The sequence below is a fragment of the Caballeronia sp. LjRoot31 genome (assembly GCF_964253885.1).
Lineage (GTDB): Bacteria > Pseudomonadota > Gammaproteobacteria > Burkholderiales > Burkholderiaceae > Caballeronia.
The window spans coordinates 1,903,773-1,917,597 of sequence record NZ_CAXURX020000003.1 but is presented as its reverse complement, the minus strand read 5'-3'; the positions used below and the strand labels follow the sequence as shown (position 1 = coordinate 1,917,597).

Sequence of the window (13,825 nt, the reverse complement as noted above, 5' to 3'; positions counted from 1 at the left end):
CCGAGTAGTGGGCGCGCCCCTGTCCAGGTTTATGCCAGCAACACCACTGCCATTTCATGCAAGGCGCTGCCTTCTGCAGAAATAGCGCTGTACCTAAAAATGCTGGACTCCCGCCTTTTCAGGCCGGGGGTTTTTATCTTTCCACACCGAAATAAACGATGATAAAACTCGATAAAGTTTCGATGTTTCTTGTGATCAGCAGCGTCATCCTGAGCGCGTGCGGAGGCGGCGGAGGAAGCGGTGACACCGGTACGTCGGGTCAGCCCAACGGCGTTTCCGGCTCGGCAAGTAGCCCATCTTCTGCCAGCGCACCGGCGGGCGCTTCGTCTCCAGCATCGTCGGGCGGTGCAGCGGGCGGATCCAGCCTTGGGCAGACCTCTCCCACCAATGCCGGCACATCAACGTCAGGCGCCATCATCATGCCTCTCGAAGTGATGAGCGCCGCCAGCGGCAAGATCGTTAGCACGACGCTTACTATTCCAGCCGGTGCGTCGGCTAAAGTCCTGACCATGAAGGTCAACAATTTATCGTACGACGCTAAAGGTTCCGTTCAGATCAATGGCGGAACCTGGATGGATCTAACCAACGCAAATGTCACGGTACTTGGTAATGCTAAATTGTATGGCGGCATAGGAGGCGGCTACGACACCATTAGCTTGAATGTGCCTGTCTCCGGCGCGGTCAATGGCAGCAACGTTATTAATTTTCGATACAACACAACCGATGGCGTCAGTTCCGGTTATCGGGTTTTATCGTTTAATTTGCAGGATGTGTCGGGGCAAAATTTAATCCCGAGCACCAACTTTACTCAAGATGATCCAACCCAATGGACCGCGCCGCTTCCGGGAGCGAGTGATATCAGCGCCGGCCAGGCATTGTGGCAAAGCGCTACGCTGATAGACTCGCCCATCAACGCCGGCCAGCAACTCAAGGCTCATTGCATGGACTGTCACGCCGCCAGCGGAAGCGACTTGTTCAAGTTCAACTATTCGAATAATTCCATTGTTGTTCGAAGTGAATACCACGGTTTGACTCAAAATCAGGGCGTGCAGATTGCCAGCTACATTCGCAGCCTGGCTAGCCGATATCCAACACCGGGTGTCAATTGCAGACCGTGGAACCCGCCTTATCAACCGGGCCCTGGCCTGGACAGTGCTCCGGTCAGCGACTGGACGTGCGGGGCCGGCGTAGATGCGGTGTCCGAGAACGACCTGGACACGCTCGCCGCGATCTTCCCCAGCGGCGTAAATAAAGCCGCCATAGCGACCAAAGGGCAACTCAATATCAGGGAAATACCGATTGGTTTTCAACTGCCCGATTGGAATCACTGGGTCCCGCATATCCATCCGAAAGATGCGTGGGGCGACTATTTCACCAACAGCAATCTAAACAAGTTATACGCGGGAGAGGGCACCGGGAACGGAACATACAATATGAAGACCCAGCTTGCCACGGGCGGGACGCCCTACGCTCAAGGCAAGACGGGCGATATATTTAACGACCTTTATTACTGGGGAGTCGCACTTGGCGAAGATTTCGCGCCACCGAATGCGGGCGTGTCCGGAAGTTATACGATTCCTCAACAAGAGAATCTCTACGGGACGGTGCAATGGCAGCTTTTGAAGTCATGGGAACTCGCCCAGGACTACTCGCTGGAGACAAATTGTCCGGTCGCATGGGTTAATGAAGAGCAGGCGCCGAAAGCCGAAGCACGGGGCTGGTGCGGATATTGGCGATTCATATTCAATGTCTCCCCGCATATACAAAATTTTCCGCCCAATAACAGCATGTTCGGTAGTGCCGTTGGCCACTATGTGAAGGCCAATCAATGGTATTACCTGCAGATCCTGCTGAACCCTGGATCGGGCGCGCACAACGTGCATTTGCCGACGGACTGGCAATACGCGTATGGCCTGCTCAACAACCTGTATCAGAGCAGCGGCAGGGCCGAGCCGATCAGGAACTTCCTGTATGTCTTGAAGGGCGCCCAGGAAATGGATAACGGCGTGGGGGTCACCAACGTCGACCGTGGCTGGACGATTCGCGATTCCAGCCCTCTCGATGTATGGAATGGCGGCCAGACCGGTGTTTGGAAAGGCACGAGCCTGGCGACGGAGCAGGCGGTTGTCGGCGCGTTCCTGTCGAACTGGATGGATACCACAACCAGCTTCAACATTAACGCGTGGCAGCGCGAAGGGCAGACGAATGCTGTGCCTGGCGAGACGACCTGCTATTGGAGCATGAGGAGCTTATGCGCGATCGACTATGTTCACGGGACAATGTCCGGTGGCACGGTCGAGAATTTTCCCACCTGGACGTGGAATCAGATCCCCCTGATGCAAGGAGAGGGAATTGATAAAACCCAGGTAAATCGCCTGGCGACGTGGCTGAACACCGCGTATCCGAGCGGCAGTTACCTGAGCCTGCTTCAGAACTGATCAAGGCCTGGAGGCAGGGTGCTGGGGCACGTGCTTGATGATGCATCCGGCGGCTGCCTTACCGCGCTGCTTTTGCATCTTGCACGAGTACGTCGGGTTCACAGCCGAGCCCGACGACTGCACACCACAACAGTTTTGCTGCGATTTACCCCACTGGTGCACCAAGCGTAAAGGGCGGTGGGCGCCAAGGCTTGAAACTTTTTGGAAGCGGCTGGCCGCGCTTGATAAAAAGCCGGGCCAGACAGGAGGCGGACACGACGCCGACCGCCATCGATGCAGCCAGCGCCCGGGGTGCCTGACACGCCTGGAAGTTCTGCTGCACGTGCAACATGCTGCCGCGTTTGATAGTCGCCGATTCTTTCGCCTGTTGACCCACGAAAAATGCGGGTGAGACGGCGACGGGACAACGGGAATTCGTCAGCAATGTACAGTCCCGGATTCGCTGAAGCACGCGCTAGCGATGGTGCTCGGAAATTCCGGATAGGGCCGGTAATCAAGACTGGGTCGTAGTGACTTTTCTATGCTGAGCGCCAGGATGATTCGTAGGCAAGCGCGCTTCAGTCTCGAACAGTTTTTCCCGATAGGACCCTTGCTCGTAGTGCTCCCGATAAACACCGCGCCGTTGCAACTCAGGCACGAGTAACTCCACTACGTCCTGAAAGGTGCGGTGCGCCGAGACATAGGTTAGGTTAAAACCGTCAAGATCAGTCTCGTCCATCCAGGCCTGCATCTCGTCGGCGACCTGTTGCGGCGTTCCAGTAATGACAGGTCCACGTCCGCCTATGGACACGTACTCAACGGCTTCAGCGACGGTCCATACCCGCGACGGATCCGCCGATGAAAACGAAGCGAGTGCGGAACGGCCGGCGTTGGTGTCAACGTAAGTTAGCTCGTCTTCCGGTTGATAAGTCGATAGGTCGATTCCGGTCCATCCTGACAGCAGCGCAGCCGCGCCTTCGGTGCTCGCGTGCCGCTGGTATTCCTGAAACTTGGCAAGCGCCTCTTCCTGCGTGCGGCCAAGCACAACCGTGAACATCGCGAAGATCAGCACTTGCTTGTTGGCGTCGCGACCATTTGCGCTCGCTGCCGCGCGGATATCCGCCACGTTGCGCTTTACGATGCCACGCGTTGGTGCTGCGACGAATACGCATTCGGCGTGTTGCGCGGCGAATTGCTTGCCGCGACCAGAGCTGCCTGCCTGAAACAGCACCGGCGTGCGTTGCACTGAGGGCTCGCACATATGGAAGCCGGGAACCTTGAAGTAACGGCCCTCGTGAGCGATTCCATGTACCTTCGATGGATCGGTATAGATGCCGCGCTCGCGGTCGCGCACCACCGCCCCGTCTTCCCAGCTCCCTTCCCACAGTTTGTAGCAGACCTCCATGTATTCGTCGGCGAGATCGTATCGTTCGTCATGGGACAACTGCTGGTCGAGGCCGATATTGCGGGCGGCGCTGTCCAGATAACCTGTGACGATGTTCCAGCCGATGCGCCCGTTCGTCAAGTGATCCAGCGTGCTCATGCGGCGGGCAAAAGTGTACGGATGCTCATAAGAAAGCGAACACGTCACCCCGAAGCACAGATGCTCCGTTACCTGGGACATGAGCGGAATGACGGCCAGTGGATCGTTCATCGGAACCTGCGCCGCGTGACGCAGTGCTTCATCGGCGCTCGAGCCGTAAACGTCGTAGGCGCCGAGGACATCGCCCAGGAATACCCCTTCGAAAAGTCCTTGCTCCAACAGACGCGCGAGGTCGGTCCAGTACACCGGGCTTAGATAATCGACGGCGCGATCTCCCGCGGCGGTCCATTGCCCCGGCGCAAGATGTCCGACGCAGTTCATCAGGAAGGCATTGAGCCGGATCGGTCTGGTCACAGGATGGTTTCGCGAAAAGTGAAAGGATGAAGTTTAGGGCTCGTCAATCCGATCGCAAATCGTGATGGACGATTTGCTTATATCTGCACGTGTTATGGGAGGCGCTGCATACGAAACGCACTTGTGCCAAGCACAGGAAAATGCCAATTGATAGCTGACATTGTTGGTTTGCTGGACGGTACGGTTCTGCTATTTTCGAACGTTCGCGAAAGCCGGATCACACCTTCGCACCTTCTTACCCGCCGCCCTCATCAATGCCTCCTGCTGTCACACCGCGTCTTCTGGACGTTCGTAACCTCAACGTGTCCTACGGCACGCATCGCGCGGTCACCGCTCTCGACTTGCACATTGAAGCCGGGGAGGTCCTCGCATTGGTCGGCGAGTCTGGCTGTGGAAAATCCACGACGGCAATGGCGTTACTGCGCCTGCTTCCTCCCGTAGCCCGCGTCCACGGTGAAGTGCATTTCGATGGCGTCGACCTGCTGGCCCTATCGGAGTCGCGCTTGAGCGCCATACGAGGTCATCGGATATCGATGATCTTCCAGGAGCCGACGACGTCCCTCAACCCGGTCCTGAAGATTGGCGATCAGATTGGCGAGGCATTGCGGCTGCACCTCGGAATGTCCAGGCGGGCCGCTCGCGCGCGGACGCTCGAACTTCTCGATCTCGTGCAGATTGCCGAGCCCGCGAGGCGCATAGACGACTACCCTCATCAGTTTTCCGGCGGTCAGCGTCAACGCGTGATGATCGCCGCCGCAATCGCATGCGAGCCTAAGTTGCTCGTTGCCGATGAACCCACCACGGCGCTGGATGTCACTATCCAGGCCGACATCCTGGCGCTGCTGGACAGGCTGCGACGTGATTTGTCGATGGGCTTGCTGCTGATCACTCATGATCTTGGTGTGGTCGCGGACTGGGCGGATCGCGTGGTCGTGATGTACCGCGGCCGCGAGATGGAGCAGCAAACAACGCGGGCGTTTACAGCGAAGCCGAGGCATGCCTACTCGCGCGGCTTGCTGGGCGCGTCGCTGCACCTTGGGGCGGATCGCCATTACCGGACGTCGCGGCTTGCGGAGGTGCGGGTGAAAGAGACGCCGAAAGGCGAACTGGCATTCTCACTCGAAACGCCACCTGCAAAGCCTGAAAACCAGGTGAGTTCCGCCGATGCAACGCCCATGCTTGTCGTCGACCACGTGAACACAATCTACCAGACTGCCGAGGGTCCGCGGCACGCTGTCCGTGATGTCAGCCTCACGGTCAACCGCGCGGAGACGGTGGGGCTCGTGGGCGAATCAGGTTGCGGAAAAACCTCGCTGTCGCGCACGATCATGCGGCTCGTCGATTCCGCATCCGGTCGCATTCTGTTGAACGGACAGGATATCTCGAGCCTGTCGCGCAAAGCGTTGCTGCCCCACAGGCGGCACCTGCAGATGATCTTCCAGGATCCGTTTGCATCGCTGAATCCTCGGCAAACGGTAGATCAGATCTTGCAGTTTGCGTTGACCGTGCAGGGCGGCCTGTCCAAGAGTGAAAGACGGGCAAGAATAAACCACATACTCGATGCCGTTGGATTGCCGGCCGACGCGCGGCACCGCTATCCGCACGAGTTTTCGGGTGGCCAGCGGCAGCGCATTGGCATTGCAAGAGCGCTGGTGCTAAAGCCGGCCATGCTTATTTGTGACGAACCCGTGTCGGCACTCGATGTATCGATTCAGGCGCAAATACTGAACCTGCTGGTCGACCTGAAAGCCGAGTTCAATCTGTCGATGTTGTTCATCTCGCATGATCTTGCCGTGGTTCGGTATATAGCGGACCGGGTGCTGGTCATGCACGCTGGCCGCATTGTAGAAAGCGGCGATCACGATGCTATCTGGTCCCGCCCCGCGCACGCCTACACGCGTTCCCTGATCGCATCGGCGCCCGGGCATCGGCGCGCATTGGAGCGCGCGCGGGACGGCGTCAATGTTTGATCAACTCAGTGAGCAGGAGCGCCTGCCACATCTTCTTCCACTTCAATTTCCAGCGCTTCATTGAATCGTGCGAAGAATGCGCAGAGTGAAGCCCGCAAGGTTAGCTCGACCACCTGTTCTTGAGAAAAGTGCTCGCGCAGGCGTTCGACCAGCCGGTCCGTCACGCGCTGCCGCGTGACTGCTGACGCATAGTCGCGAACCAGCCGTTCCACCGGATCGAGCCCCGGTACGTCGGGGTCGAGAATGTTCTCGACAGTATGGGTGTCGATACCCAGCGCGCCCAGTTTCGGCGCGTGATGCGAGACGCAGTATTGGCACTGATTTTCGCGCGACGCCGTCACGAGTACGATTTCCAGGTGCCGTCGCGTAATCAGCGCGTCTTTGGCCGACTGCAGCAGCAGTCCATAAATATGCTCGATGGACGCCGGACGATGGGCGAGCACGCCAAGCATGTTGCCGAATGCACCGTAGTCACGCTCGACAATCTCGAACACTTCGAGCGCGCGTCCTTCAAGTCCTTGTTTGCCGATGTTGTCGATGCGGCTCATGTCAGTATCCTCAGAAAATCGGTCGTTGCCATTAGTCGTTTCCGCGCGGGTCGAGTACTTTCGCCAGCCCGTCGCTAAGAAGATTGAGCGCCAGCACTGTTACCACGATAGCCAGTCCGGGAAGCGTGGCGATATACCAGTCCGTGCGCAACACTTCGCGCCCCGAGCCCACCATATTGCCCCAACTCGCCACGTTCGGATCGCCGAGTCCCAGGAACGCCAGGGCGGATTCGGTGAGGATCGCGGTTGCGACCAGCAGCGATGTCGACACCAATATTGGCGTGAGCGTATTCGGAAGGATATCGCGGATAATGATGCGCCAGTCGCTCGCGCCGAGCGCAATGCTCGCCTGAACCATCTCGCTATGACGCAGCTTCTGCGCCTCGGACCTGACGAGGCGCGCGAGATTCGGCCATGACGTGATACCGATCGCGATCGCAATGGTCGCCACGGAGGGCCGCACGATAGCCACGATGGCGAGCGCGAACAGGAAAGGGGGCATGGTCTGGAAAAACACGGTGATGCGGCTGATCTCGCGGTCGACGCGCCCGCCAAAATAACCGCCCGCTAGTCCCCCCGCGATGCCGAGCGCCGCTGCGATCAGGGTCGCGACACTCGCGATCAAGAGCGAAGCCCGTGAGCCGTGGACAATGCCCGCAAGAATATTGCGCCCGAGCATATCGGTGCCGAGCAGGTACGCGGGATCCTGCCCGGGACGCAAAAAGGGCTCGGCCACGAGTTCGAGCGGATCGCCAGGGCAAAGCCAACCTGCTGTCGCCGCCATGACAAGAATGGCCAGCAGCAGGCCACCACCGATCACGCAGGACGGCGAGCGCAGCAGGCGCATCAACCACGAACGCCGTTCGTATGAAACCGCGGCAGGGCGAGGGGTGATTGGTTCGATTGAGCTGGACATGTCAGTCTTTCGCGATCCGGGGGTCAAGTCGACGATTGACGAAATCAGTGGCCCAGTTGATCAGGACGACCAGGATGGAACTGCACAGGAGAATGCCGAGGAGCACGTTCAAGTCGCGCTGTACCAGCGCGTCAAAAGCGAGCCTTCCAAGGCCCGGCCACGAGAACACGGTCTCAACGACCACCGCGCCGCCGATGATCGAGCCGATCTGCATGCCGAGCATTGTGACGAATGGAATCAGCGCGTTTCTCAGTACATGCACGCGAAACAGCCGCGCCGGCCGTACACCGCGTGCAACCGCTGTCCTCACGTAAGCCTGCCGTCTCACGTCGATCACGCTTGCCCGAATCAGCCGGGTATAAATCGCCACGTAGAAGAGTGCAAGCGTGACGCTCGGAAGAATCAGATGACGGAGAACGTCGACCAGGTAGGCGAGGCCGGTCAACCCCGACGAGACCGTTGCCATGCCGTCGACCGGCAGCCAGTCGAGCCAGACGGAAAATACAACGACCAGCATCATGCCGACCCAGAACAGAGGCGTCGCGAAGCACAGCAATGCGAGCGTGGACACCAATATATCGACGAAGCGACCCGCGTGGTAAGCGGCCAGAGCGCCCAGCGTGACGCCGATCACGGCGGCCAGCAGCACGGCGCTGCCCATCAGCAGCAACGTGGCCGGCAGCCGGGTGCCTATCAGATGCGCGACCGACATACCTTGTCGATACGAATAGCCCAGGTCGAAGTGCGCCAGGCGGCCGAGGTACTTGGCGAACTGAACATAGAGCGGCTGGTCGAGGCCGAATTGCTGCCTCAAGGCGGCAATGTATTCAGGCGATGCCGATCCGGCCTCACCGGCGATGACCTGAACCGCGTCACCCGGCGCGAGGCGTAACAAAAAGAAGTTGACGATCGCCACACCGAGAACGATACCGGCGAGCTGCCACAGCTTCCTGAGCCATCTCGACACAATCGAGGAATGAAACCGCGATGGGCGAGTCGCGTCAGAGTCACTCATGTTTTGAAGGATCGGTGTACCAGAAATTCTTGAACGAGCCGTACACCTGGTCGACACCACTCACTGTATCGTGCAGATCGGATGCTTCGAGCGTGAAGAAGTGCATTTCGAGCAGCGGCAACGAAGGCAGATCGGTTTGAACCTGACGCTGGAACTCCTTGAACAGCTTCACGCGCTCAGCTTGGTCGCCGGAACCCTGGGCATCGCGAATCAGCTGGTCGACCTTCGCGTTGCGATAGCCCGGACCGTTGCTGAAAGGAATATTCTTGCCGATGCTGTCCGACTGGTAATTACGCGTTACCCCGACTTGCGGGTCTGAAAAGCCCGCATACCACTGGATAGTCACATCGAAATCGCGGTCGCCGTAAATGCGGTGCGTGTAGGTGGGAACGTCCTGGTTACGAATCTCCGCATCCACGCCGACTTTCTTGAACGCCTGCTTGATGAACTCGGCGCTGCGTCGAAACTCGTCGCCATAAGGCAGATAGTCGATAACGATCTTGAGGCGCGTACCGTCCGGACCGGCCTTGTAACCCGCTGCATCGAGCAACGCGTTAGCCTGCTTCACGTCATACGGATACTTCGGCACGTTCGGTTCGAAGAACTCCGTCAACGTGGAGACCACTGGGCTGACTGCCGCTTTGCCGAATCCGGACCAGACCACGCGGATGTACGCATCGCGATCGATCGCACGGTAGAGTGCTTCGCGTACCCGCACGTCCTTCAGGTAGGGTCGCTCGACGTTGGTATCGAGGAACAGCCAGGGTGAGAGCCATTCGTAGCCCTTGGTCTGGATGCGCAGGGTGGGCAGCTTCGCCAGACGTTGCGCATCACGGGCCGGCACCGGGCTCAACGACGCATATTGCACGTCTCCCTTTTCAAGCGCGGCGGTGCGCGCGCCGCCGTCCGGAATCACGCGATAAATCACTTTATCCAGATAGGGCTTGCCCTTGTCCCAGTAGTCCGGATTACGTTCGAGCAGGATGTAGTTGCCCTTCACCCATTGCTTGAAGATGAACGGACCCGTACCAACCGGCTTGTTGTTGTACGGATTGTTGAGAATGTCCGTGCCTTCATACAAGTGCTTTGGAAGCACTTGTGCGCCATTGCTGTTGAGCGAACTCAGTACCGCGAGCGAAGGTTTGGAGAAGTGGATGACGACGGTGTAGTCGTCTGGGGTATCGACCTGATTTGCGTTCGCAAACAGAGCCTGGTTACGCGGATGGTATTTTTTCCAGACGTTCTCAAGGGTCCATTTGACATCAGCGGATGTGAATGGCTGGCCGTCATGCCACTTCACTCCGTGACGCAGATTGAGCGTCAGGGTCTTGCCGTCTTTCGACAGGTCCCATTTTTCCGCGAGGCCGGGTTTCAGGTGAAAGTCGTTGTCGTATTCGATCAAGCCATCGAATACATTGGTACTGAAGGTTCCGGTGGGTGACGATGTGCTTAGCGCTGCCGTCAGGATGACAGGCTCGGGCTGCGCGATGACGGTCAGCGTGCCTCCGCGTTTGGGAGTTTGTGCATGAGCCAATATTCCCTGACTTAGCAGGGCGACGATCATCACGCTACGCCCGAGCATGCCCCATGCGGACGTTTTCAACTGTATGGACACCGTTATTCCCTCTGTGTGACTGCGTGTTCGAATGATTCGCTTGAGGAGTGCTTCCCTGGAGGCCGCATACACTATCAGCGGAAAAGGCGAAGGTGAACCAACAAATCGGAATGTCGTTATCGCGAGGAGGTGTAAGTATTTGAGGAAAGCTGCGCAAGGGCGGCTTATTTGAAAATATTGAATGCCAAGCAGATACTCGACGAGCTATCGGCAGATATTCATCATTTTCAGCGCGTTGCCAAGTACCGGAAAAAGTACGACTGCCGGGCGATTTAAGATTTTTAAATCTTCATGCGAGCACTTAGCGCAGGTAGTCGGGGCGCGTGAATCCCTTGAATCGCTCGTCGACCACGCGCCTGAACTCGGGAGACTTGTAAGCGTTGGCGATGTCCTGAACGTACGGCTTTTCGAGGTCGCTACTACGCACGGCGACGAGGTTGAGGTAGTGAGGCGGAATCTTTTCGAGCAACAACGCGTCGGTAAGCTTCAGCCCGGCGGCCAGCGCGAAATTTCCATTGATGAACGCGTAATCTACGTCGTCGAGGGAGCGGGGCAATTGCGCGGCGTCAAGTGGCAGCAGCTTGAGCTTATGCGGGTTGGTGGCTATGTCTCGCTCGGATGACGTGACCGGATTGGTCCCCGGTTTGAGCGTGACCCAGCCGATCTGTTCAAGCAGCACGATTGCACGCGCCTGGTTAGTGACATCATTGGGCAACGATACGGTCGCGCCGTCCTTCACGTCCGCAAGACTTTTGAATCTGTGGCTGTAGGCGCCGATCGGTGCGGTCGGGACCTTGATCAGTTCGGAGAGCTTGAGATTATGATCATCGGAGAATTTCTTCAGGTAAATCTCATGCTGAAACGCATTGGCGTCGAGCGCTCCGTCCGCCAGGGCGAGATTGGGCTGTACATAGTCGGTGAATTCGATGATCGTGACCTTATAGCCTTCCTTCTCCAGCACCGGTTTTATGCCATAGCGAATCTGGTCGGCATAAGGACCCGCTGTCGCGCCAAAGCGGATCTCGTTTTTCGCGGGATCTGCCGCGTATGCAGACACCGCCACGACCGGTACGAGCAGGAAAGCACAAATGCCACGAACCCAATTCATCTCAATCTCCACGTAATTTGCTTTAGTCGCAGCAGCGCCACGAGCCTTTGTAGTCTTTTGACGCCCACTCTTTCAGGAAGCCGACGCGAAGATAAGCGAATCAAATTCTGGCGCAAAGCAAGCAATTCTGCTTTGCTAAGAATCGGGTGTGTTTTCGTCCGTGCTGCGATTGCCCGATGGTCTGATCAGTGGGGCAATGCCTATCGAAGAGTCTTCAAGTCCCTGTGTCTTTTTAGTGGCCTGGTTCGTTATGCAACCCGCAGCTTGAGCCGCCCAGCAGGCCTCAATCGCGGCACAGCCATAAGCAAAGCAGGCATTGTTCGTTGGCGACGCATGACATGCGTTCTACGATTAAATCGTCTTACTCGCCACCCTCTCCCGTGTTGCGCGCGAAGCGACGGCGGTGCCGAGCGCGCCGTGCGGTAGCCGGCCGGGGATTACAGGATGAGCGGAGGGCAGCACATGGCACCGGACAAGGAATTTGCCGTGAAGACTGGGCTTTGGGCAAGGCTCAGAAATATCCTGCGACGCGGGCCGTCAAGGCCTGCTGCAGCGGCCTGTGCGAGTAAGGCGGGACAGCAGGAGGTTGGGCCGGCACTGCACGCTTCGGAGCGGCTGGAGTGCATCGCTGCGTACGCACGTGCGGGCTATTTTGACATGGGCTACGTCGCGGATCTGTTCGTTTTTATCCCCGAAATTCCCTTGAGCGACTGGCGGGATGAGCCGTGACGCTTGTCCGTCACGTCACCGGGAAAGCCTGTCTATCCTCTATCCAACGCGGCGAGGTCACCGCGTCGATTGTGACGCTCTCGCGCTTTCGACGTCTCCACAGGAAATTTACGTCAGGGCGTCACGCTTCGTGAAAACGCCATCTTGGTGCTCGTGCCGGGCTAATCTCGATTGCTGATAAGCAACTTCCATTTTGATAGTAGGCCCGTGAGATTGGCACTGTTCCAATTGAGGATAAGGATCCGTTTCGGTGACTACCCTTCGCGGTGGCCGCACCGCTCCGGTGTTCGGCAGTAGCGCTTTGCGATTTCCAAAATATCGAAAGCCTGCGAGCAACCTTTCCCTCTGGAACAATCATGTCGACCAGTACTATCGCAGGCGCTGAAGTGCGCTTTCCAAAACTTCCCGATCCAAAGCGCGTGCGGCGTATTTCCGATGACGCACAGGCGCTGGACGCGGCTCGCCGTCTGGCCGATGAATTCGCGCCCGGGGCCGCGAGCCGGGATCGGGAACGCTTGCTACCCTGGGCCGAACTCGATCTCTGGTCCGAAAGCGGCCTCGGCACCATCACGGTACCGAGCGAATACGGCGGTGCCGACGTGTCGCTTGCGACCCTTGCCGAAGTATTCGTCATACTGTGCGCGGCCGATCCGGCGTTGGGGCAGATTCCGCAGAATCATTTCGGTGTGCTGGGCGTATTGCGCGAGATCGGCACGCCCGCTCAGAAGCTGCGCCTGTACAACGAGGTCTTGGCTGGGCAACGGCTGGGCAATGCCGGACCGGAGCGCCGCTCAGCCGAGTCCTCGACCATTCTCCAGGGCACCACGCGTCTGCGCACGACCCCCGATGGATTGCGCCTCGACGGCCGCCGGTTTTACTCCACGGGTGCATTGTTCGCGCACCGCGTGCCGACTCGAGCGACAGACGACGAGGGCCGCGCGGTCCAGGTCTGGGTACCTCGCGACGCGCCGGGACTCAGCGTGATCGACGACTGGAGTTCGTTCGGTCAACGCACCACGGCCAGCGGCAGCGTGGTGTTCGATCAGGTAGCAATCGACCCGCAAGACGTGCTTCCAATCTGGCAACTGGCCGATCGTCCCGGGCTATACGGTCCGACTTCGCAACTGATTCAGGCCGCGATCGACCAGGGCATCGCCGAAGCGGCAGTGGCTGATGCCATGACTTTCGTGCGTGAACGCGCCCGGCCGTGGATCGATTCGGGGCTGGAGCATGCTGTGGATGATCCGTACATCATCGCTGATGTCGGCCGCCTGCAAATCGACCTCCATGCCGCCCACGAAGTCCTGCTCGAGACCGGCCGTACCCTGGATGCGATCGCCTCCTCAGGAACGCTTGACGCCGAGCTCAGCGCACGCGCTTCGGTGGCGGTTGCCGAAGCCAAGGTATTAACCACGCGCATCGCGCTCGAGGCCAGTGAAAAACTGTTCGAGCTGGCCGGCTCCTCGGCCACGCGCGCGGCCCATAACCTGGATCGTCATTGGCGCAACGCGCGTACTCACACGCTTCATGACCCGGTGCGCTGGAAGTCGCACCTGATCGGCAACTACTATCTCAACGATGTGCTGCCCGCGCGGCACTCCTGGAACTAA

10 protein-coding genes are annotated in these 13,825 nt (G+C 58.5%); 4 read left to right on the top strand and 6 right to left on the bottom strand.

Going from position 1 to position 13,825, the window contains the following annotated elements:
* Nucleotides 1–158 precede the first annotated feature (158 nt).
* Nucleotides 159–2,438, top strand: a complete 2,280-nt coding sequence (locus ACSQ8V_RS37285) for a hypothetical protein (protein WP_436209161.1) — start codon at nucleotides 159–161, stop codon at nucleotides 2,436–2,438.
* Nucleotides 2,439–2,931: 493 nt separating this feature from the next.
* Here the strand turns inward: ACSQ8V_RS37285 and ACSQ8V_RS37280 are convergent, their stop codons facing one another.
* The gene (locus ACSQ8V_RS37280) at nucleotides 2,932–4,314 is read right to left on the bottom strand and encodes an LLM class flavin-dependent oxidoreductase (RefSeq protein WP_436209160.1); all 1,383 of its coding nucleotides are present in this window, start codon (nucleotides 4,312–4,314) and stop codon (nucleotides 2,932–2,934) included.
* A 254-nt stretch (nucleotides 4,315–4,568) separates the two neighbouring features.
* Between ACSQ8V_RS37280 and ACSQ8V_RS37275 the strand changes: the two genes are divergently transcribed.
* On the top strand, nucleotides 4,569–6,284 hold the full coding sequence (locus ACSQ8V_RS37275) for an ABC transporter ATP-binding protein (protein WP_436209159.1): 1,716 nt from the start codon (nucleotides 4,569–4,571) through the stop codon (nucleotides 6,282–6,284).
* 5 nt (nucleotides 6,285–6,289) lie between these two features.
* Here the strand turns inward: ACSQ8V_RS37275 and ACSQ8V_RS37270 are convergent, their stop codons facing one another.
* The 5 genes from ACSQ8V_RS37270 to ACSQ8V_RS37250 all read right to left on the bottom strand — a co-directional run bounded on the left by ACSQ8V_RS37270 (nucleotide 6,290) and on the right by ACSQ8V_RS37250 (nucleotide 11,486).
* Entirely contained in the window at nucleotides 6,290–6,832 is a 543-nt protein-coding gene (locus ACSQ8V_RS37270; RefSeq protein ID WP_436185110.1) for a carboxymuconolactone decarboxylase family protein, read from the bottom strand.
* A gap of 31 nt (nucleotides 6,833–6,863) precedes the next feature.
* On the bottom strand, nucleotides 6,864–7,748 hold the full coding sequence (locus tag ACSQ8V_RS37265; protein ID WP_213763708.1) for an ABC transporter permease: 885 nt from the start codon (nucleotides 7,746–7,748) through the stop codon (nucleotides 6,864–6,866).
* A 1-nt stretch (nucleotide 7,749) separates the two neighbouring features.
* A complete protein-coding gene (locus ACSQ8V_RS37260) occupies nucleotides 7,750–8,763 on the bottom strand; it encodes an ABC transporter permease (RefSeq protein WP_436209158.1) in 1,014 nt (337 codons plus the stop codon).
* Nucleotides 8,756–10,366, bottom strand: coding sequence for an ABC transporter substrate-binding protein (locus ACSQ8V_RS37255; RefSeq protein WP_436209157.1), 1,611 nt, complete (start codon nucleotides 10,364–10,366; stop codon nucleotides 8,756–8,758). Before ACSQ8V_RS37255 ends, ACSQ8V_RS37260 begins: the two co-directional genes overlap by 8 nt.
* A gap of 313 nt (nucleotides 10,367–10,679) precedes the next feature.
* Nucleotides 10,680–11,486, bottom strand: coding sequence for a MetQ/NlpA family ABC transporter substrate-binding protein (locus ACSQ8V_RS37250; RefSeq protein ID WP_213763706.1), 807 nt, complete (start codon nucleotides 11,484–11,486; stop codon nucleotides 10,680–10,682).
* Nucleotides 11,487–11,948: 462 nt separating this feature from the next.
* On the opposite strand from ACSQ8V_RS37250, the gene ACSQ8V_RS37245 reads away from it, so the two are divergent.
* Together ACSQ8V_RS37245 and ACSQ8V_RS37240 are read left to right on the top strand one after the other, a co-directional pair.
* Nucleotides 11,949–12,215 (top strand): hypothetical protein, encoded by a 267-nt coding sequence (locus ACSQ8V_RS37245; protein ID WP_213763705.1) that lies wholly within the window; start codon nucleotides 11,949–11,951, stop codon nucleotides 12,213–12,215.
* A 356-nt stretch (nucleotides 12,216–12,571) separates the two neighbouring features.
* The gene (locus ACSQ8V_RS37240; RefSeq protein WP_436209156.1) at nucleotides 12,572–13,825 is read left to right on the top strand and encodes an SfnB family sulfur acquisition oxidoreductase; all 1,254 of its coding nucleotides are present in this window, start codon (nucleotides 12,572–12,574) and stop codon (nucleotides 13,823–13,825) included.